Here is a 23,745-nt window from a genome sequence, read left to right as displayed (position 1 = left end):
CCCCCGCCGCGCCCCGCTCGCGCCGGCGCCCTGGCCTTCGGCGCGCCCCGCGCCGCTACAGTGAGCCGATGGCATTGATCAGGCAGTTCCAGGTCGCCTTCGACTGCGCGGACCCCGAGCGCGTCGCCCGCTTCTGGTGCGAGGCACTGGGATACGTCATACCGCCGGAGGAGGCGTACGCCACCGAGGACGACGGCTCGCGGCCGTCCGAGCCGCAGGACCGGGCGGCCTGCGTCGACCCCTCGGGAGCGGGCCCCCGGCTCTACTTCCAGCGCGTACCGGAGGGCAAGATCGCCAAGAACCGCGTACATCTCGACGTACGGGTTGGTACGGGGCTCGTGGGAGAGGAGCGCCTCGCCACCCTGGAGGCCGAGTGCGCGCGGCTGGTCGCGCTCGGAGCGGTGCGCGCCTACCTCCTGCCCGCCGACAGCGAGAACGAGTCGTGCATCGGGATGCGGGACATCGAGGACAACGAGTTCTGCCTCTGCTGACGCGGTTCTCGCCCGATCTGGCAGCGAATACACACGCGTATCCGCATATCCGGAGTCGGCACAGGAACCGCCCCCACGGGCCGGGGTGGAAAAGGCACCGCCCCGTCAGCGCGCGTCGCGCAATCCGCGAATGTAGCCGGCGGTCAGCGCGACGGCACGGTCCTGGTCGTGGGACAGACCCGCCAACGCGCGGGAGGCCACGGCTCCCGGAATGTCCGCGAGTGCCTGCGTCAGGCGGCGGCGCACGGATGATTCACCGGCACCGTGCGCCAGGCGTTCCACGAGCCTGGTAGCGATCTGATCCGCCCGTACGGGGTCGCTCGCCAGCACACTCAACGCGTCGGCCGCCTCCACGTCGTGCACCGCCGCGGCGATCATGTCGACAAGTACCGGGGCCGCGTCGGCCATTCCGCGCGTTCCGAGTGCCAGTGCCGCGTACCGACGGATCACGACGTCGACATGCCCGAGGGCATTCCGGAGCAACGCGGTCGCCTTTTCACCCGGCATTTCCACAAGGACCCGCACAGCACGTTCTCGCACCTCGCCCGTCGGAGCGTGAAGGGCCTCCGCGAGGGGCGCCATCGCGGAATCACCGGACTGCGCCAGAGCCCAGCGCAAGGCCCCGGCGACGTTCGGGTCCGCCTCCCCCAACACCGCCTCGACCAGGGCCTCCGTCGATCCGGGAGCCTCCTCGACCGAGGCCAGGGCCGCGCGCTGACGCGTCCCGGCGCGGGTGGACCCCAGCGCCTGGAGAAGGGCGACCGCCTGGAGGACGTCCTGCCAGCCGGCGGGTTCCGCGGCGTCGATCCGGCGCAGCCGTGTCAGTAGGTCCGTCTCCCGCGCGAGGCGTTCGCGCGTCTGGTGAATGAGGTCGGCGACGAGTTCCGAGGGCCTGAATTCGGGGTCGTCCAACGCACGCCCGACATCACGCAGCGACATCCCCAACGACCGCAGACTCTCGACGTGGAAGATCCGCCGAATGTCCGCGCCGGAGTACTCGCGATATCCGGCATGGGTACGCCCCGTCGGCCGGACCAGGCCCAGCGACTCGTAGTGTCTGAGCATGCGGGCACTGACCCCGGCCCGTCGCGCCACCTCACCGATCAACACCGCTCGTCAGCCCTCCGGCATTTCCGTCCTCGGACGTGTCGCTCCCAAAGCCACCACACGCTTCGCCTCCTCCACCGCCCACGCGTATCCGGCATCCGGATTCCGCCAGAGCCGCTCCGTGGCGACAGCGTGCTGACGAGCGGGGGAATCGGCCCCTGCCATCGCGACACGCAAGAGGGGCGCGGCCACCTCACCGAGCGCGATTATCGCCCGACTCAGACTCAACCGCGTCTCCCTCTCGCCGCGCCCGAGTTGTGTCGCCAATACGGCGGCCAGCGCGGTCCTCTCGCGCTCAGGCGCGAGCACGACCGCGGTGCGCCAGGCGGTCCGCGCCACCTCGTCGTCGGTGTCGGTCAGCAGGTCCCGCGTGATCGCCGGCCATGCTCGCCGATCGCCGATCTTGGACAGGGTGTGCAACGCCTGAGCGCGCGCCCGCGCCCGCTCCGAGCGCACTTCGGCAACCAGCCGTGGGACCGTCAGCGACGGCGCGTGACGGGTAAGTGCCCAGGTGAGCATGTCGCGTACGGAGAACTCGGGCTCGATCGCGCACCGTTCGACGAGCGGGTCGACGCATCGCGGGTCCGGGCTCGTGCCGATCGCGAGCGCGGCTCGTAGCCGGACCGACGGGCTGGCGCTCGCCAACCCCTGAAGGGCTCGCGCCGTAGGCGTGTCCTGTCGTGGCATCGTGGTCATCGGGGCCACCTCCTTGCCCGCAGTCAAGGGCTTGTCATCGTGTCAAGGTCAAGCCGAAGGTCGAATGGGGCGCCGATGTGCTCCGCGAGCCGGGCCCACTCCCGTGCGCGCGGCGTGGGGGACGTACGCGTCGTGTGGGGCGCACGGGGCGCCGTCCCGCACCGCGCACCGCCGTCAGCCTTCAGTCCGGGACAGGGGCCTTTGGACCCTTCTCGTCTCTTCCCCCACAGGGTTGGATCATGGTGAGGTTCCGTCCTGGGCCTCGCCCCTCGACGGTTGGCCCCTGGTTCAAGGATGTGTATGCGCGCGTCGCGCCGAAGCCTCTCCCGGCCCCTGGCCACGGGCCGTGTCCCCGTACCAGTGGCTGCCGCGCCGCCGCGCACGGCGCCCCCCACCCGGTCCGCTCTCGTCGTGCCCGGCTCACCCCGCCGACGCCCGCCGACAGGGGCACACCTGGTGCGGGTCGGCGGTCGCCCCCGGGGTGACGTGTTCGTCGCGGCTGCGGGCCACCTGGCCAGGGGGACCTCATGACCCGACCGCCCGCACGGGACCCGCGCAGGCTGCTCGGGTTCGCTGGAGACCCCCGACCCGGTGGCCGCGCAGCCGCCGTGACCGACATCGCCGCGGCCGTGGTCTCGGTGCTTCTGGTGACCGTGGTGGTCACGCTGCTGTCCCTGCCGGGCTGGCTCGGCCCCTTGTTCGGCGGGTGCGTGGCGGTACTGACACTGCAGAACCGCTGGGGCAGCCGGCTGTACGCCGCCCGGCGGCGCGACCCGAACCCGTAGGCGGACGGCGGCCAGACAGGCGGGGCGCGCGGTCCGTGCTCCACGCCCTGTCGCTGGGTCGCAGCGCCGTCGTCTACGGCCTCGACGCGCGCCACTCGTCGCCCGAGCCTCGCCGTCCGGCCCCGCCACACACCTCTCACCCAGCGATCGAGCCGGCGGCGAACGCGTCGCCGAACCGGCCCCGGACCGACCCGCCGGCCGATTGTCAGTGGTCTCCCCTACAGTCGCTCACGTGACCGAAGCTTCCTATCTCGCTGCCGTGCGGGACTCGTACGACACCGTCGCCGTCGCCTACGCGGAACTCGTCAGACACCCGCGCGAGTTGGACCCGCTGTCCCGCGCGATGCTGTCCGCGTTCGCCGAGGTCATACGGTCCGCCGAGCGCGGGCCGGTAGCGGATCTGGGATGTGGCCCCGGCAAGGTCACGGCACACCTGGCGGGCCTCGGGCTGTCCGCGTACGGCGTCGACCTCTCCCCGCAGATGGTCACGTTGGCCCGCCGGGCGCATCCGCGTCTGCGCTTCGCGGTCGGATCGATGACGGCACTGCCGATCGGCACCGCCACGCTCGGCGGTGCCCTGGCCTACTACGCCACCCATCACACGCCGCCGGACCTGCTGCCGGTCGTCTTCGCCGAGTTCCAGCGCACGTTGGCACCCGGGGGCCAGCTGATGCTGGCCGGTTACGTGGGAGCGGACGAGTGCATACGCCCTACGCGGGCCTACGGTGGCCATCCGGTGTCCTACGCGTCCCACCTGGTGCCGGCCGAGCGCGTCGCCGGGCTGTTGGAGCGGGCCGGCCTCACCGTCACCGCCCGTCTGGTGCAGGAGCCCGCCCCGGGTTCGACCAGAGCGGTCGCCACCTTCTTCGCGACCAAGCCCGAACGCCCGTAGACGGGCACCGCCACACCTCTTCTCCGCCCACGCTCAGCGCCGGGCGCACCACGCCCCCAGGCCGCGCCTCCACCCGGGCTCGCCCTCACGTAAGGCTCTCCTCCCACCACCTCCTCTCCCGTCGCGCCCAGGCCACTCGCGCCGCATTGGCCTTGGTCGGCGTCGGGGCTGGCCACCTAGGGTCGATCCATGCGTATGCGTATCGTCGACGCCTTCACGGACCGCCCCTTCGCCGGCAACCCGGCCGCGGTCGTCCTGCTCCCCTCGGGCCCGTTCCCGGATGACCGCTGGCTCGGTCAGGTGGCCGCCGAGATCAACCTGTCGGAGACCGCCTTCGCTCATCCGCTCCCCGAGGCACCGGACGCCGACTGGGCGTTGCGCTGGTTCACCCCGACCACCGAGGTCGCCATGTGCGGACACGCGACGCTGGCCACCGCCCATGTCCTGCACACGACCGGGGCCATCACCGGACCGGTCCGCTTCGCCACCCACAGCGGGATACTCACCGCGACCCCGGATGCGGCCACCGACGGCCCGTCACCCGCCGCCATCACACTCGACTTTCCCACCGCGCCCCTCACCCCGGTGGCGGTCCCTGCCGAGGTCGGCGCCGCGCTCGGCGCGACGGTCCTGGCCTGCCACGACACGGGGCCACAGGTCGGTGACCTGCTGGTGGAACTCGCGGACGAGGCCACCGTGCGCGCGCTGAGCCCGGACCTGGCGGCGGTGGCCCGGCTCCCCCACCGAGGCGTGATCGTGACCGCGCCCGCCCGGGTTCCGGGCGATCACGACTTCGTGTCGCGCTTCTTCGGGCCCTCGGCCGGTATCGACGAGGACCCGGTGACCGGAAGCGCCCACACGGCCCTGGCACCGCTGTGGGCGCCCCGCCTCGGCCGCACCGAACTGACCGGGCTTCAGGTCTCGGCCCGCGGCGGTCGCGTGCGGGTCCGGCTGCGCGGCGCCCGTACGCTCCTGACCGGCGAGGCCGTCACCGTCCTCGACGGGGAGCTGCTCACTGCTCCGGCAGCCAGCTGACCTTGCCCTCAAGGAGTCCGTAGCCACCGAAGGCCACGATGTCGATGAGCGCGTGAGCGGCGACGAGCGGACCCACCCGCCCCCACTTCCGATACAGCAGCACGAAGATCACGCCCATCACCAGGTTGCCGAAGAACCCGCCGATGCCCTGGTACAGGTGGTACGAGCCGCGCAGCACCGCGCTCGCGGCGAGTGCCGCCATCGGCCCCCACTCCAACTGCCTCAGTCGCGACAGCAGGTACCCGACCACGATCACTTCCTCGAGCACCGCGTTCTGCACGGCGGAGGCGACGAGCACCGGGTACTTCCACCACACGTCCGGCAGCGACTCGGGCACCACGGTCAGGTTCGCCCCCGCGGCGCGCGCTCCGATGTAGAGCAGCAACCCCGAGCCACCGATGCACGCCGCGACCACGGCCCCCCACCCCAGGTCGAAGCGGGGCGCCCGCAGGTCGAAGCCGATCGCGCGCAACCCCGAGCCCTCCCGCAGCAGCAGGTGGGCCACGAGCGCGACGGGCACCAGCGCGGTCGTGATCCCGAAGAGCTGCCAGGCCAGATCGAGCCAGGGGCGTCCGGGCGCGGCGGAGGTGTTGAGGTTGGCGGTCTGGTCGCTGAGCCCCCCGGGTTCGGTGGCCGAACCGATGAAGTCGATCAGCGCGGACAGCCCACTGGCCCCCAGGGACACGGCCAACACCAGCAGCACCTCGGTGCCCAGGACGCGCCGCGAGAGCCCGTCCGGTGCGGGGCCGGTCACCTCACGCGCCTGCGACCGCACCACTGCCCTGCCTCCAAGGTTCGACCAGCCAAAACAGCGCGATGCTCCCACGCCCGCGACGCGGGGCATCCCACCCGGAGGTCTTAGCTTGCCTGACGCCCACACCCGGCACGACACAGGGGCCCACGCCTTCGGACCTGGCCGATCACTCGCGATCGGCGCACCCGACACCCCGAGGTCGTACGCCGGCGCCGGCCGTCACCGGGCACACCCCACCAGCGGCCGGCCCGCGCCCCGCGGCGAACCCCGGGGCCACCGGCACGCCGCCCCGCCCCAGGCCGCCGACCCCGGCGCACCCGTCGGACGCTCACCCGTCAGTGGCTCGGCCGTCAGTGGCTCGGCCGCACCCGGGTTGCGAGGCCGGGCGCGGCCGAGGAGCGCGGTCAGCCCCTGAGGGAGGCGGCCCCCGTCAGTCGCCGACCCCCACGGGCCAGGTGTGCACCGGGTGCCCCGTACGCATCAGCGCGCAGTAGCGGCGGGTCATGGCGGCCAGCGCGTCCTCCCTGGCCAGGCCGGCGTCCAGGGCGCGATGGTAGGTGGCCGTCTGCCAGGAGGCGCCGTTGGCCCGCCGGCGACAGCGTTCGGCGATCACCCCGAGGTAGCGATCCCGGTCGGCGGGTTCCACGCCCCAGGCGTCGAGGCCGGCCGCCGCCAGCGGCAGCAGTTCCTCCTGGACCAGCCGTGCGGCCGGTACGCGCGCCACCGAGCCGGAGCGCCCCGGGCGGGGCCAGTGCAGGTCCGCCTCGATGCCGTCGCGGCAGGCGGCGTCGAAGTTGTCCGCGGCCAGCGCGAACGGTAGCCGCCGCCACACCGGCCGCGACTGGTCGGCCAGGGCCCTGACGAGGCCGTAGTAGAAGGCCGTATTGGCCATGACGTCGGTGACGGTCGGCCCCGCCGGCAGCACCCGGTTCTCCACCCGCAGGTGCGGTACGCCCTCGGTCACGGCGTACACCGGCCGGTTCCAGCGGTAGATGGTGCCGTTGTGCAGCGTCAGTTCGGCCAGTTCGGGGACGCCGCCGCCGTCGAGCACCTTCAGCGGGTCCTCGTCTCCGCTGATCGGCAGCAGGGGCGGGAAGTAGCGGAGGTTCTCCTCGAAGAGGTCCTGTGCAGAATCGATCCAGCGCTCTCCGAACCAGGTGCGGGGGCGTACGCCCTGCGCGGTGAACTCCGGCGGTCTGGTGTCGGTGGACTGCACGAACAGCGGCGGCCTCGACTCGTGCCACAGCTCCCGGCCGAAGAGGAACGGCGAGTTGGCCCCCAGCGCTATCTGCACCGCCGCCACGGCCTGCGCCGCGTTCCACACGTCGGCGAACCTGCTCGGCGTCACCTGAAGGTGTAACTGCACCGAGGTGCAGGCGGCCTCCGGCGCTATCGAGGCCGACGTGCAGGTCAGCCGCTCCACTCCGGCGATGTCGATGGTGAAGTCCTCGCCCCGGGCGGCGAGCATCTCGTCGTTGAGCAGCCGGTACCGGTCGGCCCGCGAGAGACTCGCCGGCACCAGGTCGTGCGCGGTCAGGGTGGGCAGGATGCCGATCATGACGACGCCGGCGGCGACCTCACCGGCTTTTCTGTCGGCATAGGCGAGGACGGTACGCAATTCCTCCGACAACTGGTCAAAAACCCGCCCGTGCACGCGGTGCGGGACGATGTTCACCTCAAGGTTGCACTGGCCGAGCTCCGTCTGGAAATCCCCGCTCGCGATACGTTCCAATACCTCGTCGTTCAACATCCTCGGCATGCCGTCGGAACCTGCGAGATTCAGCTCGATCTCCAGGCCCATGAGGTTCTTGGGGCGCGCGAATCGCTTCTCTTTCAGCAGTCGGGCGAAAGCTTCAAGGCATTGCCCGAGCTTTTCGCGGTGTCGCTGTCGATCGGAGAGGTCGAACCGGCCTGCCACGACCTTCTCACCCATAGAAGCGTCCCTCCTAGACGGGGTCACGGCCGCGCCAGCCGCCCGGGGCCCGGCTCGGGTGCGAAGGCCGCGATGAGTCACGGTCGATGATGCCCAGGCAGTGTGATCGATAACGCCCCGTCCAGGCTGTGGGACGACTAAGCTCCCGATATCGAACTCACCGGCACATCGGGACGCCCCACGTCGGCCTAGCACCTCGGCTCCCATTTCGAAGCAGAAAAGACAGGCGAGTTTCGGCCTTTTACCTCCGGCATAAAAGCCACGGTCAGCCTCACGGCGGACGACACAGAAACGGATCAACCATCCCAACACAAGGTCCGAATAGGGCCTTGTCGAGTTGACCGCGAGAGTTCCGGTAAAGGCAAAGGGAACACTTGTCGTATAAACTCGCCCATCGAGGCGGAGAGTGGCGACCCGGCAATCGGTTCCGGCCCACCTCCGACCCCACGCACAGACAGTGCCGTCCGCATCCCCCGTAGCACCTGTCTCGAAGTGAGAGGCGACTATGCCGCTGCATGTCTCCCCAGCCCCGGCACCCGCGTTACGCGGCGTCCTCGCGGCCCTTGGCTCCCCCACCGCCGTTCACGAGGCCCGCACCCCGGCCCTGCGTTCCGAACCGGGACCGCTCGCCGCCGAGCACCCGCTCCCGCTCCACGTCCTGGACCGCGTGTCACCGCGCGACGGACGGGCGGCGACGCCCACCACTCGGCTCGTCGGCTGGCGCTTTCTGATCGCGGGCTCGGGTCACGCCGTCGCCGCCGCCGAGGCGATGCTCACGCCTGACGGCTGGGCCTTCTCGCATTTCTGCGAGGGGCCCTACGTCGCCTCGACCGAACGGTCCCTGCGGCACGCGGAAGCCCTGCCCGCCGCGTACCAGCCCAGGCTGCTGTCCGTGCCCGAGCTGTACATGCTCACCCTGTGGCTGCACCGCGACACGACGGCCCAGCCGGATGCCGGTCACCCGGCGCCGACCGACCTGCTGGTGCCGCTCGCTCCCGCGCCGCCCGGCATCGCGCCGAACCGGCCGCACCAGGTCAACGACCTGCTGCCGCTCCTGACCCTCCGGCTGGCCCCGAGCCCCCTTCTGGGGTCGCCCGCCTGACCTTCGGGAACCGCCCGTGACGCCCCGCGACACCTCGTCGCGGGGCGCACTGCTGCCGGCGTCCGGCGCGTTCCCCCGAAGGGACTAGTGCATGCCGGCTACCACAAACCACCCGTCGGGGTGGTTCATGCCATGACAACCATCCCGATGGGTGAGGCGTCTTCCACCAGAGACAAGCGCTGCCGCTAAATGCCTGCGAAAACACGCTCGCAGGGCAAGACTGAGACCAATCAACAGTTACGGGGGGCGGCAATGGACACCGCACCGAGCCGCAGGACAGCTACCACACCACAGCGAAAGTTCCCTTCCATGTGCCAGCACCAACCACCGTGCCCGACAGCCGAATCCGCTGACCGGGAGGCGGCCCATCTCGTGGCCCACCACCCCGAGCAGGGCTGGAGTCTGCTGTGCAACGGGGTCCTGCTCTTCGAGGACACCGGAGAGCTGTTGCCCAACGGGCAGGTCATCGACCCGCACCGACCCCTCAGCTCCGAGCACGTCGCCACCGCCGCCTGACCCGCGCCGTCGACGCGGGCACCGGCCGACAGGCACATCGTCGCCGTACGACACGAGCCGTGAACACGCGGCGGGCCGTACGGCGACCCGCCGCGGCACCATCCGCGTAGGGCACCAACGCACCACGCGCGCGGCACGACACAGCAGGGGCCGGCCCGGCGTCTCCGCCGAACCGGCCCCCTCGCATGTCACCGACGTGGACGCACCACGCCGGGCCCGCTAGCTCTCGTAGCTCTCCGGCGGCGGGCAGGAGCAGACCAGGTTGCGGTCGCCGAAGGCGCCGTCGATCCGGCGCACCGGCGGCCAGTACTTGTCCGCGGCCGACACACCGGCCGGGAAGACCGCCTCGTCCCTGCCGTACGCGTGATCCCACGCGCCGCCGATCGTGGCCGCCGTGTGCGGCGCGTTACGCAGCGGGTTGTCCTCCGCCGACCACTCGCCCGAACCGACCTTGGCGATCTCCCCGCGAATGGCGATCATCGCCGCGCAGAACCGGTCGATCTCGGCCAGGTCCTCGCTCTCCGTGGGCTCGATCATGAGCGTTCCGGCGACGGGGAAGGACATCGTCGGCGCGTGGAACCCGTAGTCGATCAGGCGCTTGGCGACGTCGTCGACGCTGACACCCGTCTCCTTGGTCAGCTCCCGCAGGTCGATGATGCACTCGTGGGCCACGAGCCCGGCCGGGCCCGTGTACAGCACCGGGTAGTGCGGTTCGAGCCGCTTGGCGATGTAGTTGGCGTTGAGCACCGCGACCTGGGTGGCACGACGCAGCCCCTCGGCGCCCATCAGGCGCACGTACGCCCAGGAGATGGGCAGGATGCCGGCCGAGCCCCAGGGAGCCGCGGAGACCGGGCCCACACCCGTCTTCGGGCCGGCCTCGGGCTGGAGCGGGTGGTTGGGCAGGTGCGGCGCCAGGTGCGCGCGGACACCGATCGGGCCCACGCCGGGGCCGCCGCCGCCGTGCGGGATGCAGAAGGTCTTGTGCAGGTTCAGGTGCGAGACATCGCCACCGAAGTGCCCCGGCTTCGCCAGGCCCACCAGCGCGTTGAGGTTGGCGCCGTCGACGTACACCTGACCGCCCGCGTCGTGCACGGCGGCGCAGATGTCGCTGATGTGCTCCTCGAACACACCGTGCGTGGACGGGTAGGTGACCATGAGCACGGCCAGTTCGTCGCTGTGCTTGTCGATCTTGGCGCGCAGGTCCTCCGTGTCCACCTCACCGTTCTCGCTCGTCTTGACCACGACGACCTTCATCCCGGCCATCACGGCGCTCGCGGCGTTGGTGCCGTGCGCCGAGGAGGGGATCAGGCACACGGTGCGCTGCTCGTCGCCGTTGGCGCGGTGGTAGGCGCGTACGGCCAGCAGACCCGCCAGCTCGCCCTGCGAACCGGCGTTGGGCTGGAGGGAGACCTTGTCGTAGCCGGTGACCTCGGCGAGCCGGTCCTCCAGCTCCCTGATCAGGGTCAGGTAACCCTGCGCCTGCTCGATGGGCGCGAACGGGTGCAGACCGCCGAACTCCGGCCAGGTCACCGGCTCCATCTCGGTGGTCGCGTTCAGCTTCATGGTGCACGAGCCGAGCGGGATCATGCCGCGGTCCAGCGCGTAGTCCCGATCGGCGAGCTTGCGCAGGTAGCGCAGCATCGCGGTCTCGGAACGGTGCTGGTGGAAGACCGGGTGGGTGAGGTAGTTGCTGGTACGCACCAGCGACTCGGGCAGCGCGTCGACGACGGTGGCGTCCAGCGCGTCCACGTCGGCGTCGATGCCGAACGCGCCCCACACGGCGGTGAGCTGCGCCCGGCCCGTGGTCTCGTCACACGCGATGCCGACCTGGTCGGCGTCGACGAGCCGCAGGTTGATGCCGGCCTCGCGAGCGGCGGCCACCACCTCGGCGGCCCGGCCCGGCACCCGCGCGGTCAGCGTGTCGAAGTACGCCTCGTGCACCAGCTCGACCCCGCCGGTCCGCAGCCCCGCGGCGAGCACCGTGGCGTAGCGGTGGGTACGTCGGGCGATGGCGGCCAGGCCGTCGGGGCCGTGGTAGACGGCGTACATCCCGGCCATCACGGCGAGCAGGACCTGAGCGGTGCAGATGTTGCTGGTGGCCTTCTCGCGGCGGATGTGCTGCTCGCGGGTCTGGAGTGCCAGCCGGTACGCCTTGTCGCCGTCCGCGTCCACGGAGACGCCGACCAAGCGACCCGGCAGGTTGCGGACGAACTTGTCGTTGACGGCCATGAACCCGGCGTGCGGGCCGCCGAAGCCCAGCGGCACGCCGAAGCGCTGGGTGCTGCCGACGGCGATGTCGGCGCCGAGCTCGCTGGGCGAGGTCAGCACGGTCAGGGCGAGCAGGTCGGCGGCCACGGTGACGACCGCCCCGAGCTCGCGGGCCCGCTCGATGACGGCACGCGGGTCGTGCAGCGCGCCGGAGGCCCCCGGGTACTGGAGCAACAGGCCGAAGACGCCGCGCTCGGCGATCTCGTCCGGAATGCCGTCGGACAGGTCCGCGACGACGACCTCCACGCCCGTGGGCTCGGCGCGGGTCTGGATGACGGCGATGGTCTGCGGCAGGCAGTCGGCGTCGACGAGGAAGACGCCCTGCTTGACCTTGCCGACCCGCCGCGAGAGCGCCATGGCCTCCGCGGCGGCGGTGCCCTCGTCCAGGAGGGAGGAGCTGGCGGTGGGCAGCCCGGTCAGGTCCGAGACGACGGTCTGGAAGTTGATCAGCGCCTCGAGACGCCCCTGGGAGATCTCGGGCTGGTAGGGCGTGTACGCCGTGTACCAGGCCGGGTTCTCCATCACGTTGCGCAGGATCACCGGCGGTGTGAACGTGCCGTGGTAGCCGAGGCCGATCATGGGCGTGACGACCTCGTTGCGGTCGGCGAGCCCACGCAGCTCGGCGAGCACCTCGGCCTCGGTCCTGGCGTCGGGCAGACGCAGCGCCTCGGCGCTCTTGATCACGTCGGGCACGGCCGCGGCGGTGAGATCGTCCAGCGAGCCGAAACCGATCTGGGCGAGCATCTTGGCCTGCGCCTCACGGTCAGGCCCGATGTGACGCTCGTCGAAGGGCGTGCCGCGCTCCAACTCGGTCAGGGAGATGCGGTGTGCGGTCATCTGCGGAGGCCTCCTGGTCATGCGACCTTCGGGGGCACCAAGGCGCTGGTACCCATACGGCCTCCCCCTCTGTCATCTCAACCTGAGAGCTTCACCGGTCCGCGTAGCGATCCGGCTTGCACCGTCGGTGAGGAGGGGTTACGGCATGACGCCGGCCGTGACCCGCCCTGCTTTCCAGAGTGACCTCGTCCGTACGGTACGTGTGCCTGAGAGTTTCCGGGGAGGATTTGCTCCTTCGGCGCCCCCGCCAGCTTGCGACGGAGAGCTCTCCCGCACGGGGTCGACAGCCGTTCACCAGCCTACCAGCGGGGCTCTGAGCTGAACCCTCAAGTGGCCGGTCGGCTTGATCTGGCCTTACGTAGGTGTCTAGGGGGCAGGAATCACGTTTACGGAGGTGATGGACGGTGCGGATCGACACCGACCCTCGGCACTTGATAGGCCGCAAGGCGCTCGACCGCCACGGCACGAAGATCGGCACGGTGGACGAGGTCTACCTCGACGACGCGACGGGCGAACCCGAGTGGGCGGCCGTGCGCACCGGCCTCTTCGGCCGGGACGTGTTCGTCCCGCTGGAGCCGAGCGAGGTGGTCGACGAGGTACTTCGCATCCCCTTCGATCGCGCTCTGATCAGGGGAGCCCCCGACCTCGGTGTCGGCCGGCACCTCTCGCCCGAGCAGGAGGTCCAGCTCTACCGGCACTACGGGCTCGACACCTCGCGACGCGGTGACCACAGCGTTCCGCCGGACACCGGATTCGGACACATCGCCGGCTCCGGCGAGGGACAGGGACCCGACGCCTCAGCCCCCGAAAGCTGACGCCCGGGTGCCGGCCACCGGGTGGCCGCGGGTGTCGACGTGTACGACCGGGACTCCCGGCGACGGCACGGCGGTGGGTATCTCCGGGCGGATCAGCGGCAGCGGCTCGGCGGGCACCAGCGCCGGGTCGTCCACGGCGAACGTGCGCACCCGACCCGGCCGCGACCACGGCTGCTCGAACCGCACGGTCACCCGACCGACCCCGCTGCCCTGAATCCAGCCGGCGCCGTACTCCGTGTGCACCACATCGAGCCCCGGCATCCAACGTCGGGGCGGCTCGGGAGCTGACGGCTCCGGTACGGGGTCCTGTGGGGCGCTCTCCGGCCTGTCCGCGGCCTCCGGGCTCTCAGGACCCGCCGCCTCCCGCTGGGCCTGTCGCGCCCCGTCCAGCGCCTCACGCTCCGTGGCCGCCTGCGCGAACAGGTCCTCCTGCGTGTAGTCGGCCAGGCCCGTGACGCCGACGCCCAGGAGCCGCACGCCCTCGCTGGTCTCCACGCCGTCGATCAACCGCCGAGCCGCCTCCCGCACCACCGCGGGGTCGTCCGTGGGCCCGCGCAGGGTCTCGGATCGGGTGAGCGTCGAGAAGTCGTACCGCCGCACCTTCACCACGACCGTACGCCCCGACCTGCCGGCCCCGCGCAGCCGCTCGACGCACCGCTCCGCGAGCCGGGCCACCTCGTACTGCACCCGCGCGCGATCCGTCAGGTCCTCGTCGAAGGTGTCCTCCACCGACACCGACTTGGTCTCCTGATCGGCGACGACCGGGCGGTCGTCCCGACCGCTGGCCAGGGCGAACAGTGAGGCGCCGTGCGCCTTGCCGAGCAGCCTGACCAGCTCCGCCTCGCCCGCCTCGGTCGACTCGGCCACGGTGTGGATGCCCGCGCGCCGCAGCGCCTCGGCCGTCGCGGGACCCACGCCGGGAATGGCCCGCACCGACATCGGCCCGAGCAGCGTCAGCTCCGTGCCCGGCTCGATGACCACCATCCCGTCGGGCTTGGCCTGCTCCGAGGCGATCTTGGCCAGCATCTTGGACCCGGCCAGGCCCACCGACCCGGACAACCCCGTGGTCGCCACGATGTCGGCGCGCAACCGCTCCCCGACCCGCCGGGCGGCCTCCAGGGTCGGCTCCACACCACCGGCCTCCAGATCGACGAACGCCTCGTCCAAGCTGAGCGGCTCCACCAGCGGCGAGAGCTCCGTCAGCAGGCTCATCACCGCCTCACTGACCTGTCGGTACAGCGAGAAACGCGGGGTGAGGTAAGCGGCGTTCGGACACAGCCGGCGCGCCTGCGCCATCGCCATGGCCGAGTGCACCCCGAAGACACGTGCCTCGTACGAAGCCGTGGAGACGACGCCTCGCGGCCCAAGTCCCCCGACGATCACCGGTTTCCCGCGCAAACTGGGCTTGGACGCCTGCTCCGCCGACGCGTAGAAGGCATCCATGTCCAGATGCAGGATTGTTGGCGCACCCCTCACACCTCGATAGTGCCGTACGCCACTGACATTCGGGCTCAGACCGCGCGGTTGCGCCGCCTCGCCAACTCGTCGGCCGGATGGTGCCGGGGCAGCGTCTCGCCGGTGTCCACGCGCTCCCCGTGCAGGTGCGCGAGGGCCGACTCCACGTCCCGCCACACCACGCCCACCGCGATGCCGAACACGCCCTGGCCCCCCTGGAGCAGGTCCACGACCTCGTCGGGCGACGTGCACTCGTACACCGTCGCCCCATCGCTCATCAGCGTCATCTGCGCCAGGTCGGCGACGTCGCGCTGGCGCAGGTGCCGCACCGCGGTGCGGATGTTCTGCAGCGACACGCCGGTGTCGAGCAGCCGCTTGACGATCTTGAGCACGACGACGTCGCGAAAGCTGTAGAGCCGCTGGTTGCCGGAGCCGTAGCCCGGTCGCACGCTGGGCTCGACGAGCTCGGTACGGGCCCAGTAGTCGAGTTGTCGGTAGGTGATGCCCGCCGCCGCGCACGCCGTGGGTCCGCGGTAGCCGACGTCGTCGGACGCGGGCTCCCCGGGCGTCACGGCCCGTGCCGCGATCGGGTGCCCGGATGCCGATCCGGTCCCGCCTCCGTGAAGCGGATACGGACCGCCCGCCGCCGTGCCGTCGCCGGTGCTTCTCACGCCGACCTCCGTCCTTGACCTGCCTTCTCGACGGTAGGCAGTCACCTGGGGTGCGTCAACGATCGCCACACTCGGCACGCCGAGTGATAATCACCCTGGGAGTGGTTTCCCGTGACACTCTGCCGGGAAGAGCTGCCCGAATGCCCCGTCGCACCCGCCGTCAGCGACTCACTGACTGTTGGTGTCGAAGTCTTCCGGAGAGATCTGGTCGAGGAACTCACGGAACTTCTCGACCTCGTCCTCCTGCTCGTCCGGGATGGCGATGCCCGCGTCGTCCAACACACCGTCGCTGCCGTAGATCGGCGTTCCGGTGCGCAGGGCCAGCGCTATGGCGTCCGACGGCCGGGCGCTGACCTCCACCCCGCTGGCGAACACCAGCTCCGCGTAGAAGACACCCTCACGCAGGTCAGTGATGCGGACCTCGGTGAGTTCCTGTCCCACCGCCTCCAGGACGTCCTTGAAAAGGTCATGGGTCAGTGGTCGCGCGGGGGCCATGCCCTGCTGCGCGAAGGCGATGGCGGTCGCCTCTCCTGGCCCAATCCAGATGGGCAGGTACCGGTCGCCTCCTACTTCACGGAGAAGCACGATCGGCTGGTTGGAAGGCATTTCCACCCGGACACCCACGACGTCGAGCTCATTCACACAGCAACCCTAGGACCTGGCCGGCCGGTTTGGGTAGTCGGGCACCCACGGCACTCAGTGCAACCTGACCCGCAGCGCCGTTTCCACGAGCGCGGCGTGCAGGCGTACGGACAGTCCCGCCAGCTCCCGCGCGGTAGCCTCCGCATGGGCCCTGGTCTGCGGGTTTCGGTGTCGCCGCAGGGGTGCGACGAGCTGCTCGACCAGGCCGGCCTCTCGATCGGCAGCCGCTTTGATGGCCCGAAGATGGCGCGGTTCGAGGCCGGCCCTGCCAAGATCGGCGATGAGCTTGGCCACGGCGACCGCGCCCACGTCGTATCCGCCGTCCGAGGCGGCGGACAGCAGCCCGTACGACTCCCACTCGGTCAGCTCGGCCTCCCCCACCTCGGCGGCGGCCAGCAGCTCCGCCCGGCCGATACGGGCCGCCGTCGGCTCGTCCGCCGCCGGCGCCTCGCCGTCGAGCAGGTCGCGCGGCTGGGCAGGGGCGGGCAGCGGCACCTGCTCGCCGCGCTCCAGGGCGTCGAGATGCTCCCGGATGACCTTGAGCGGCAGGTAGTGGTCCCGCTGCGTACGCAGTACGTATCCGAGCCGCTCCACATCCGCCCGGGAGAACTTCCGGTACCCCGAGGGGGTGCGCTGCGGCTCGACCAGCCCCTCGGCCTCAAGGAAGCGGATCTTCGAGATCGTGACCTCGGGAAACTCGTCCCGAAGCAGGTTCAACACGGCGCCGATGCTCATCAGGCGACCGTCCGTGGGGGCGGTGCCGTGCCCGGCACCGCCCGACGGTGAGTGACGCATGAACCTTCCTCGGCTCCCGTGGTCGCTCAGATGCCGAATCCCCGCTGGCTGGCGTAGAAGACCAGCCGGTACTTACCGATCTGCACCTCGTCGCCGTTGTTGAGCAGCACCGCGTCGATGCGCTCACGATTGACGTAGGTGCCGTTGAGGCTGCCGACGTCAGCGACGGAGAAACCGCCGTCGGAACCGCGACGGAACTCCACGTGCCGACGCGAGACCGTCACGTCGTCCAGGAAGATGTCGCTGTTCGGGTGACGCCCGGCCGTCGTCAGCTCGCTGTCCAGGAGGAAGCGGCTGCCCGAGTTCGGGCCGCGCCGCACCACCAGGAGGGCCGAGCCCGCCGGCAGCGCGTCCACCGCGGCCTGGGCCTCCGGTGTCAGCGAGGGCAGCGGGGTCTGGCCCGTGGTCTCGGAGTCGTACGCTTCCAGGCCCGAGATCGAGATCGTGGACGTGGTCTCCGAGGCTCGCTCGGGGGTCGCTCCCGCCCGCAGCGGCGTGCCGCAGTTGGAGCAGAACTTACTGGTCGCGCTGGCCTGATGCCCGCACCTAGGGCAAACCGGCACCCCGGACCCTCCACCCGCACTCGAGGCTGATCGTTCTCCGAAACCTATGGGCCCTGCTCCGGCGGGGTCAACAGACGACGCGCCGTGGCCACCGGGCTGGTCACCGACCTGATCCCGGAACAGCGGGCGCTCCTCCTGAGCCCCGCCACCTTCGGCAGCGCGACCTCGATGGCGGGCGGACCCGCCCTCCGGGCGCGCGCTCTTGCCGAACAACTTCGCAAACAACTTCACGGGCGATTCCCCTTGACTGAAACAGACCCGCCCGTGGGGCAGGACAAACCCTCAATACACACGCCGGCCGACCCGGACACCCTCACAACGTCCGTGACCACCAGACAGTTTCCCTCACGCACCCCGTATCTGGTGCGTCGACCCCCCGCTGAGGCACGCCCGCGGCACGGGTCCCCCATATACCCCTCGCTCCTCACGATGACGACCGAGCGTAGTCAGGCCGCTTCGCCGATCGCAAGGCGTCCACGACGATCTTCTCGTGTCGCTTGATTGACACGTTCGCGCGCTCCTTCTCCAGAGTCTGCACTACCCCACCAGGGATGTTGAGCGCGGGCTCAAGGTCCTCGGGCTTGCCGATGACCGTGAACTCGTAGGGCTGGTTCACCCGGTGGCCATCGATCTCGACGCCCTTGTCCGTGTCGGCGAAGTACGTGTTGGCCACCACGCGCACCTCGTTGATCTGGATGGCCTCGGCTCCCGCCGCCCGCAGCTCCTGGATCGCGTCGAGCAGCATGTCGGCCTCCACCGCGCCACGCGTGTCGTCTATGCGCAACGTGATACCGGGGCCCTGCGCCGCAACCGTACCCGCGAGCACGCCCAGTTGCTGTTCCTTGGCCCGGGTCTGCCGGCGGGCCTCCTCGGCCTGGTCCGAGCTGTTCTCCAGCTCGGTGCGCTGACCGACGAGACGCTGCTTCTCGTCTTCGAGGCGCTGGGTGCGATCGTCCAGCTCGTCCAGGATGCGCACCAGGTCCTCTTGGCGCGCCCCGCGCAGCACGCTGCTCTCGTTGGTCGAGCGCACCTGGATGGCCAGGCCGAGCCCGAGAACGCACAGCAGCAGCGCGACGGTGAGCTGGGGTCGGGTCACCCGAGGCGGCCACACGCTCGCCAGCAGCCGCTGACGTCCCGTCACGGACCCGTCCGGTACGGGAGGTTCGGGAAGCGGCTGGCGGTGCGTGGAGGAGCGGGGCGCGGGACGCTCGGCCGGCAGCTCGCGTCGCAGCCCGGCGAAGCGACGACCGGGCTCCTTACCGGCCCCCGTGTCCGTGTCCCTCGCGGGCGACCGCTCCGGACCCGTCTCCCCGCCCGTACCCTTCGGCTGCCCGGACTCCGCGCGCCGCTCGGGCCCGGTTCGCTTCTCGGGCCGCTCGGTCTCCTCGCGCCGTTCCTGGCGCGACGCCTCGGAGCCCTCGGGAATCTCGTCGTCGGACATCGCCCTCACGCCCTGAAGATGTGCCGCCGGATCGCGGCCGCGTTGGAGAAGATGCGAATGCCCAGCACCACCACGACACCGGTGGAGAGCTGCGCGCCGACGCCCAGTTTGTCGCCCAGGAACACGATCAGGGCGGCCACCACGACGTTGGAGAGGAACGATACGACGAAGACCTTGTCGTCGAAGATCCCGTCGAGCATCGCGCGAAAGCCACCGAAGACCGCGTCCAACGCGGCCACGACGGCGATCGGCAGGTAGGGCTCGACGGCGTTTGGTACCACGGGGCGGACCACGAGCCCGACCACGACTCCCACGACGAGGCCCAGTACGGCGATCAAGATGTGCCCTTTCCTGTGTCGGTGTCGTTCGATTTCGCGGCACCGGCATATGGCTCCGCGCTGCGCACGATGAGGCTTGGGGCGACCGGTAGGCGCACCTCGTCCTCGACGGAGGTCCGTACGCGAACGTCGTAGTTTTCCTTCAGTACCTTGAGGTACCGGCCGTCCGCGCTCTTCTCGAAGGTCGAGCGCAGCCGTTCCCCGTCGCCCACGGCGAGCACCGTATACGGCGGCACCAGTGGCCTGTTGTCGACCAGTATGGCGTCCCCCGCGGCCCTGATCGCCGAAAGGGCCGTCAGCCGCTGACCGTTGACCGCTATGGCCTCGGCTCCCGACTGCCACAGACCGTTGATGACGCGTTGCATGTCGCGGTCGCGTACCCGGCCGGTGTCGGAGAAGCCGTTACTCTCGCGCGGCCCGCCGCCCCCGCCGTCGGCTCCCTCGGCATCGTCGATGACCAGCTTGACTCCGGGGCCCTGGACCTCGGTTGCCCCGGCGAGCAGGGCCACCAGCTCGCCCTTGTCACCGCCGTGCTTCTCCAGGGCCGCGCGCTGCCGCTCGCCGACCTCGTCGCGCAGCGCGTCGACGTCGTCCTCCAGCGTGTCGGCCGTCGAGGTCTCCGACTCGATCCGGTCGATGAGTTCCTGGCGCTCCTTGGCGACGGTGGGCGCCGCTATCCGCGTCTCGGCCGCGCCGATGGTCACCACGATCGTGGTGAGGACCAGTCCGGCGGCCAGCCACAGCTTGGCGCTCACCGAACGCGGCAGCCCCTGCTTGCCCTCGGCCTCGCGCCGCGCCGCCGCCTCGGCGTACCCGTCGTCCAGGCTGTGATCCATCACGTTGGTCAACAGCGACATGGACGCATCGGGGCGCGGACGCTGTGACGCGGTGCTCCGAATGGGGGGCGGCTGCGGCATGCCGCACATCGTCGCACGTCGGGAGCGTCGTGACCCAATGGCCCCACCGGCGCGCCGGGCGGGGCCCGTGGGCGGTGGCGCACCGCGAGGACGGAGCCGGCTCCGGTCCGGCGCGGGCCCGGTGCGGGGCGCCCTCTCCCGCGCCCCGCACCGGGCCCACTACGCCACGGAATCAGCGGCCGGCGGTGTCCACGACGTGCGCCCACTCGTCGAGCAACGCCCCGGCGGACGCGTCGTCCGGGCCCTCCGCCCACAGGTGGGTGACGGCCTCGGCCGGGTCGGGCAGCACCATGACCCAGCGGCCGTCGGACTCCACGACGCGCACCCCGTCCGTGGTGTCCACCGACCGGTCCCCGGCTGCCTCCACCACCGTGCGCATCACCAGGCCCTTGACCGCCCACGGGGTGGCCAGGTCGCGACGCAGGACGTGGGCGCGCGGGATGCGTTCGTCGATCTGGCTCAGGGTCAGCTGCGTACGCGCCACCAGGCCGATCAGCCGGACGAAGGCGGCCGTGCCGTCGAAGACACTGCTGAACTCGGGAATGATGTACCCGCCACGCCCGTCGCCGCCGAAGATGGTGGTCTCCGCCCGTCCCACACGGGTCAGATCGTCCGGCGACGTGGTCGTCCAGTCCACCTGCGTGCCGTGGTACGCGGCGACCTGCTCCGCGATCCGGGTCGTGGTCACGGGCATCGCGACTCGTCCGCTGCGCCGCTCGGCCGCCACCAGGTCGAGCATGACCAGGAGCGCGCGGTCGTCCTCGACGATGCGTCCTCGTTCGTCCACGAGCGAAAGTCGCTCGCCGACGGGGTCGAACCGGACGCCGAAGGCCGCACGCGCGGAGGCCACGATCTCGCCGAGGCGCACCAGCCCGGACCGACGGGCATCGGCTGTCTCGGTGGGACGCGACTCGTCCAGGCCGGGGTTGATGGTGAGCGCGTCCACACCCAACCTGCCCAGGAGGCTGGGAAGGACGAGCCCCGCGCTGCCGTTGGAAGCGTCGACGACGATCTTCAGGCCGGCCTCTGCCACGCCGGTGGTGTCCACCGCGCGCAGCAGCGAGCCGGTGTACGAGTCGAAGACGCTGGCCGGGAAGCGCAGGTCGCCGATCTCGCCGGGAAAGGCCCGCCGGTACTCCTGACGTGCGTAGACCCGGTCCAGCTTGCGCTGCGCGGCCTGTGAGAGGTCCGCGCCCCGCTCGTCGATGAACATGATGTCCAGCGAGTCGGGCACGCCGGGGGTCGTACGGATCATGATCCCACCGGCGCTTCCCCGGGCCGTCTGCTGGCGAGCCACGGGCAACGGCACGTTCTCCAGGTCGCGCACGTCGATGGCGCTGGCCTGGAGCGCGGAGATGACCGCCCGCTTGAGGGCCCGCGCGCCACGCGAGTGGTCACGCGCCGTGGTGACGGTCGACCCCTTCTTCAGCGTCGTCGCGTAGGCCCCCGCCAGTCGTACGGCCAACTCGGGGGTGATCTCCACGTTGAGGATGCCGGAGACGCCACGCGCTCCGAACAGATGCGCCTGCCCGCGGGATTCCCAGATGACGGAGGTGTTGACGAATGCGCCGGCTTCGATCGTCTTGAACGGGTAGACGCGCACGTTTCCCTGGACGATGGATTCCTCACCGATGAGGCACTCGTCGCCGATCACCGCCCCGTCCTCGATACGGGCGGCTCGCATGATGTCGGTGTTCTTCCCGATGACACAGCCCCGCAGATTGCACTGCTGTCCCACGTAGACGTTGTCATGTACGACGGTCTTGTGCAGGAAGGCACCGCTCTTGACGACGACGTTGGAGCCGACGACGGTGTGTTCCCTGATCTCCGTGCCAGCTTCGACCTTGGCGTAGTCGCCGATGTACAGGGGGCCCCGGAGAACGGCGTCGGGGTGCACGTCGGCGCCTTCGGCGACCCATACGCCGGGCGAGATCTCGAAGCCGTCGATCTCGACGTCGACCTTGCCCTCCAGGACGTCGGCCTGCGCCTTCACGTAGCTTTCGTGCGTGCCCACGTCTTCCCAGTAGCCCTCGGCGACGTAGCCGTAGATGGGCTTGCCTTCCTTCATCAACTGCGGGAAGACGTCTCCGGACCAGTCCACGGAGGTGTCGGCCTCGACATAGTCGAAGACCTCGGGTTCCATGACGTAGATACCGGTGTTCACCGTGTCGGAAAAGACCTGACCCCAGGTGGGTTTCTCCAGGAACCGTTCCACCCGGCCGCTCTCGTCGACGATGGTGATGCCGAACTCCAACGGGTTGGGAACCCGAGTGAGGCAGACCGTGACGAGCGCGCCCTTTTCCTTGTGGAAGTTGATGAGCTCGGTCAGGTCAAAATCGGTGAGCGCATCGCCCGAGATCACGAGAAACGCGTCATCCTTCAGCGCTTCTTCCGCGTTCTTGACGCTTCCCGCAGTACCGAGCGGCTTTTCCTCGTTGGCATAGGTGAGCTCCATGCCGAGTTCTTCGCCATCACCGAAGTAGTTCCGTACCAGTGAGGCAAGAAACTGGACGGTCACCACGGTCTCGTTCAGACCGTGGCGCTTGAGCAGACGCAGCACGTGCTCCATGATGGGCCGATTGGCCACCGGCAGCAACGGCTTGGGCATGCTTGAAGTCATCGGCCGCAGGCGAGTTCCCTCGCCACCGGCCATCACGACGGCCTTCATGTCGGAAGCGTCCTCCTTGAAGAGACGACGGTCATGCCGACTTCGCCCGCCCAGATAGCCCACTGGATTTCACGTCAGGGCAATCCGGCCCTTACAGGGCTGGCGCATCAGCGAGCTCAGCCGGCTGCGGTGTCCGCCGTGACGAGTCGGCGAACCTGAACCACATACAGGATTCCTGCCCACCAGTAGAGGGTCGTACCCCAACCTGCGAACGCCCATCCGAAAACAGCAGCGAGCGTCGGCAGCCAGCCGCTTCCGTCGCTCAGAAGGAGGAGGGGGAATGCGTACATGAGGTTGAACGTCGCCGCTTTGCCGAGGAAGTTCACCTGCGGCGGCGGATAGCCGTGCCGACGCAGGATGCCGACCATCACCAGAAGGAGCAGTTCACGGGCGACCAGTATCGCGGTCAACCACAACGGCAGGATTTCCCGCCAGGTGAGACCGACGAGGGTCGAGAGGATATACAGCCGGTCGGCAGCGGGGTCGAGAAGTCGGCCGAGGTTGCTGATCTGGTTCCAGCGCCGCGCGAGTTTGCCGTCGAGATAGTCACTGACGCCGCTGAACGCGAGGACGAGCAACGCCCACCCATCGGCCTTGGGGCCTCCGAACTCGGGCAACAGGATGAGCCACAGGAACAGTGGAACGCCAACGAGGCGTGCCATGCTGAGGATGTTCGGGATGGTGAGCACGCGGTCGGTTTGGACGCGTGTCTCCTGGACCTCCACCCGGGGGCCTCCTGTGGAACGTGCCAATGATGCCCCCCGACTTTACCCGTACGCGGGGACATCTCGCGCACCAGGGGTGCGTGCGCACGCTTCAGTACGGCGGAGGCGTCGAAAGCGGGCTTCAGCACACTCTCGGCAAACGCGAAAAGGGCCTTGCCCAGGAGATCGGAATCTCCGGGCAAAGGCCTCTTCTCAAAGATTGTCCGGCGGCGTCCTACTCTCCCACAGGGTCCCCCCTGCAGTACCATCGGCGCTGAAAGGCTTAGCTTCCGGGTTCGGAATGAGACCGGGCGTTTCCC

22 protein-coding genes, 1 rRNA gene and 1 riboswitch are annotated in these 23,745 nt (G+C 70.2%); of the genes, 7 read left to right on the top strand and 16 right to left on the bottom strand.

The window, feature by feature from the left end:
* Nucleotides 1–68: 68 nt before the first annotated feature.
* Nucleotides 69–491 (top strand): VOC family protein, encoded by a 423-nt coding sequence (locus ACFVFR_RS07860; protein WP_383698811.1) that lies wholly within the window; start codon nt 69–71, stop codon nt 489–491.
* Nucleotides 492–596: 105 nt separating this feature from the next.
* On the opposite strand, the gene ACFVFR_RS07855 is transcribed toward ACFVFR_RS07860, so the two are convergent.
* Both ACFVFR_RS07855 and ACFVFR_RS07850 read right to left on the bottom strand, forming a co-directional pair.
* Nucleotides 597–1,601: a MerR family transcriptional regulator gene (locus ACFVFR_RS07855; protein ID WP_383698810.1), complete on the bottom strand. Its 1,005-nt coding sequence runs from the start codon at nt 1,599–1,601 to the stop codon at nt 597–599.
* A 6-nt stretch (nt 1,602–1,607) separates the two neighbouring features.
* Nucleotides 1,608–2,294 carry a HEAT repeat domain-containing protein gene (locus ACFVFR_RS07850; RefSeq protein WP_383698809.1) on the bottom strand — a complete coding sequence of 229 codons (687 nt, stop codon included), beginning with the start codon at nt 2,292–2,294 and terminating at the stop codon, nt 1,608–1,610.
* Between the two features lie 527 nt (nt 2,295–2,821).
* Between ACFVFR_RS07850 and ACFVFR_RS07845 the strand changes: the two genes are divergently transcribed.
* From ACFVFR_RS07845 to ACFVFR_RS07835, 3 genes are all read left to right on the top strand, one after another.
* Nucleotides 2,822–3,079, top strand: a complete 258-nt coding sequence (locus ACFVFR_RS07845; protein WP_383698808.1) for a hypothetical protein — start codon at nt 2,822–2,824, stop codon at nt 3,077–3,079.
* 232 nt (nt 3,080–3,311) lie between these two features.
* Nucleotides 3,312–3,971, top strand: coding sequence for a class I SAM-dependent methyltransferase (locus tag ACFVFR_RS07840; RefSeq protein ID WP_383698807.1), 660 nt, complete (start codon nt 3,312–3,314; stop codon nt 3,969–3,971).
* Between the two features lie 189 nt (nt 3,972–4,160).
* Entirely contained in the window at nt 4,161–5,006 is an 846-nt protein-coding gene (locus tag ACFVFR_RS07835) for a PhzF family phenazine biosynthesis protein (RefSeq protein ID WP_383698806.1), read from the top strand.
* Here the strand turns inward: ACFVFR_RS07835 and ACFVFR_RS07830 are convergent.
* Nucleotides 4,984–5,781, bottom strand: coding sequence for a CPBP family intramembrane glutamic endopeptidase (locus ACFVFR_RS07830; protein ID WP_383698928.1), 798 nt, complete (start codon nt 5,779–5,781; stop codon nt 4,984–4,986). The two genes, ACFVFR_RS07835 and ACFVFR_RS07830, sit on opposite strands and share 23 nt — an antisense overlap.
* A 409-nt stretch (nt 5,782–6,190) precedes the next feature.
* Complete coding sequence (locus tag ACFVFR_RS07825; RefSeq protein ID WP_383698805.1) at nt 6,191–7,693, bottom strand: glutamate-cysteine ligase family protein; 1,503 nt, start codon at nt 7,691–7,693, stop codon at nt 6,191–6,193.
* 505 nt (nt 7,694–8,198) lie between these two features.
* Here ACFVFR_RS07825 and ACFVFR_RS07820 point away from each other — a divergent pair.
* On the top strand, nt 8,199–8,795 hold the full coding sequence (locus tag ACFVFR_RS07820) for a hypothetical protein (RefSeq protein WP_383698804.1): 597 nt from the start codon (nt 8,199–8,201) through the stop codon (nt 8,793–8,795).
* A 309-nt stretch (nt 8,796–9,104) separates the two neighbouring features.
* Nucleotides 9,105–9,311 carry a DUF5999 family protein gene (locus tag ACFVFR_RS07815; RefSeq protein ID WP_383698803.1) on the top strand — a complete coding sequence of 69 codons (207 nt, stop codon included), beginning with the start codon at nt 9,105–9,107 and terminating at the stop codon, nt 9,309–9,311.
* 219 nt (nt 9,312–9,530) lie between these two features.
* On the opposite strand, the gene gcvP is transcribed toward ACFVFR_RS07815, so the two are convergent.
* A complete protein-coding gene (gene gcvP, locus ACFVFR_RS07810) occupies nt 9,531–12,416 on the bottom strand; it encodes an aminomethyl-transferring glycine dehydrogenase (protein ID WP_383698802.1) in 2,886 nt (961 codons plus the stop codon).
* Nucleotides 12,417–12,600: 184 nt separating this feature from the next.
* Nucleotides 12,601–12,699: riboswitch (glycine riboswitch) on the bottom strand.
* Nucleotides 12,700–12,820: 121 nt separating this feature from the next.
* Between gcvP and ACFVFR_RS07805 the strand changes: the two genes are divergently transcribed.
* A complete protein-coding gene (locus tag ACFVFR_RS07805) occupies nt 12,821–13,231 on the top strand; it encodes a PRC-barrel domain-containing protein (RefSeq protein ID WP_383698801.1) in 411 nt (136 codons plus the stop codon).
* Here ACFVFR_RS07805 and ACFVFR_RS07800 read toward each other — a convergent pair.
* The 11 genes from ACFVFR_RS07800 to rrf form a co-directional block, all read right to left on the bottom strand.
* Complete coding sequence (locus ACFVFR_RS07800; RefSeq protein ID WP_383698800.1) at nt 13,214–14,707, bottom strand: DNA polymerase IV; 1,494 nt, start codon at nt 14,705–14,707, stop codon at nt 13,214–13,216. The two genes, ACFVFR_RS07805 and ACFVFR_RS07800, sit on opposite strands and share 18 nt — an antisense overlap.
* A 35-nt stretch (nt 14,708–14,742) precedes the next feature.
* Nucleotides 14,743–15,357, bottom strand: a complete 615-nt coding sequence (locus ACFVFR_RS07795; protein WP_383698799.1) for a MerR family transcriptional regulator — start codon at nt 15,355–15,357, stop codon at nt 14,743–14,745.
* Nucleotides 15,358–15,525: 168 nt separating this feature from the next.
* Nucleotides 15,526–15,999 carry a bifunctional nuclease family protein gene (locus tag ACFVFR_RS07790; protein ID WP_014044725.1) on the bottom strand — a complete coding sequence of 158 codons (474 nt, stop codon included), beginning with the start codon at nt 15,997–15,999 and terminating at the stop codon, nt 15,526–15,528.
* 54 nt (nt 16,000–16,053) lie between these two features.
* Nucleotides 16,054–16,794 carry a MerR family transcriptional regulator gene (locus ACFVFR_RS07785; protein ID WP_383698798.1) on the bottom strand — a complete coding sequence of 247 codons (741 nt, stop codon included), beginning with the start codon at nt 16,792–16,794 and terminating at the stop codon, nt 16,054–16,056.
* Nucleotides 16,795–16,820: 26 nt separating this feature from the next.
* Nucleotides 16,821–17,630 carry an FHA domain-containing protein gene (locus ACFVFR_RS07780; RefSeq protein ID WP_383698927.1) on the bottom strand — a complete coding sequence of 270 codons (810 nt, stop codon included), beginning with the start codon at nt 17,628–17,630 and terminating at the stop codon, nt 16,821–16,823.
* Between the two features lie 151 nt (nt 17,631–17,781).
* A complete protein-coding gene (locus ACFVFR_RS07775) occupies nt 17,782–18,798 on the bottom strand; it encodes a DUF881 domain-containing protein (protein WP_383698797.1) in 1,017 nt (338 codons plus the stop codon).
* A 5-nt stretch (nt 18,799–18,803) separates the two neighbouring features.
* Nucleotides 18,804–19,136 (bottom strand): small basic family protein, encoded by a 333-nt coding sequence (locus tag ACFVFR_RS07770; RefSeq protein WP_176165418.1) that lies wholly within the window; start codon nt 19,134–19,136, stop codon nt 18,804–18,806.
* A complete protein-coding gene (locus ACFVFR_RS07765; RefSeq protein ID WP_383698796.1) occupies nt 19,133–20,062 on the bottom strand; it encodes a DUF881 domain-containing protein in 930 nt (309 codons plus the stop codon). The genes ACFVFR_RS07770 and ACFVFR_RS07765 overlap by 4 nt, the downstream gene beginning before the upstream one ends.
* 163 nt (nt 20,063–20,225) lie before the next feature.
* The gene (locus ACFVFR_RS07760) at nt 20,226–22,721 is read right to left on the bottom strand and encodes a sugar phosphate nucleotidyltransferase (protein WP_383698795.1); all 2,496 of its coding nucleotides are present in this window, start codon (nt 22,719–22,721) and stop codon (nt 20,226–20,228) included.
* Between the two features lie 116 nt (nt 22,722–22,837).
* On the bottom strand, nt 22,838–23,446 hold the full coding sequence (locus ACFVFR_RS07755) for a CDP-alcohol phosphatidyltransferase family protein (RefSeq protein ID WP_383698794.1): 609 nt from the start codon (nt 23,444–23,446) through the stop codon (nt 22,838–22,840).
* A 201-nt stretch (nt 23,447–23,647) separates the two neighbouring features.
* Nucleotides 23,648–23,745 (bottom strand): 5S ribosomal RNA (rrf, locus tag ACFVFR_RS07750); the annotation flags it as partial.

The organism is Streptomyces sp. NPDC057702, from assembly GCF_042799315.1.
Taxonomy (GTDB): domain Bacteria; phylum Actinomycetota; class Actinomycetes; order Streptomycetales; family Streptomycetaceae; genus Streptomyces.
This window is presented reverse-complemented; position numbering and strand designations above follow the sequence as displayed.

Bases quoted from the DNA above. Each gene is read 5' to 3' on its own strand.
- ACFVFR_RS07860 (WP_383698811.1), top strand. From the start codon at position 69: ATGGCATTGATCAGGCAGTTCCAGGTCGCCTTCGACTGCGCGGACCCC.
- ACFVFR_RS07850 (WP_383698809.1), bottom strand. From the start codon at position 2,294: ATGACCACGATGCCACGACAGGACACGCCTACGGCGCGAGCCCTTCAG.
- ACFVFR_RS07845 (WP_383698808.1), top strand. From the start codon at position 2,822: ATGACCCGACCGCCCGCACGGGACCCGCGCAGGCTGCTCGGGTTCGCT.
- ACFVFR_RS07835 (WP_383698806.1), top strand. From the start codon at position 4,161: ATGCGTATGCGTATCGTCGACGCCTTCACGGACCGCCCCTTCGCCGGC.
- ACFVFR_RS07825 (WP_383698805.1), bottom strand. From the start codon at position 7,693: ATGGGTGAGAAGGTCGTGGCAGGCCGGTTCGACCTCTCCGATCGACAG.
- ACFVFR_RS07820 (WP_383698804.1), top strand. From the start codon at position 8,199: ATGCCGCTGCATGTCTCCCCAGCCCCGGCACCCGCGTTACGCGGCGTC.
- ACFVFR_RS07815 (WP_383698803.1), top strand. From the start codon at position 9,105: ATGTGCCAGCACCAACCACCGTGCCCGACAGCCGAATCCGCTGACCGG.
- gcvP (WP_383698802.1), bottom strand. From the start codon at position 12,416: ATGACCGCACACCGCATCTCCCTGACCGAGTTGGAGCGCGGCACGCCC.
- ACFVFR_RS07785 (WP_383698798.1), bottom strand. From the start codon at position 16,794: ATGCGTCACTCACCGTCGGGCGGTGCCGGGCACGGCACCGCCCCCACG.
- ACFVFR_RS07775 (WP_383698797.1), bottom strand. From the start codon at position 18,798: ATGTCCGACGACGAGATTCCCGAGGGCTCCGAGGCGTCGCGCCAGGAA.
- ACFVFR_RS07765 (WP_383698796.1), bottom strand. From the start codon at position 20,062: ATGTGCGGCATGCCGCAGCCGCCCCCCATTCGGAGCACCGCGTCACAG.
- ACFVFR_RS07760 (WP_383698795.1), bottom strand. From the start codon at position 22,721: ATGAAGGCCGTCGTGATGGCCGGTGGCGAGGGAACTCGCCTGCGGCCG.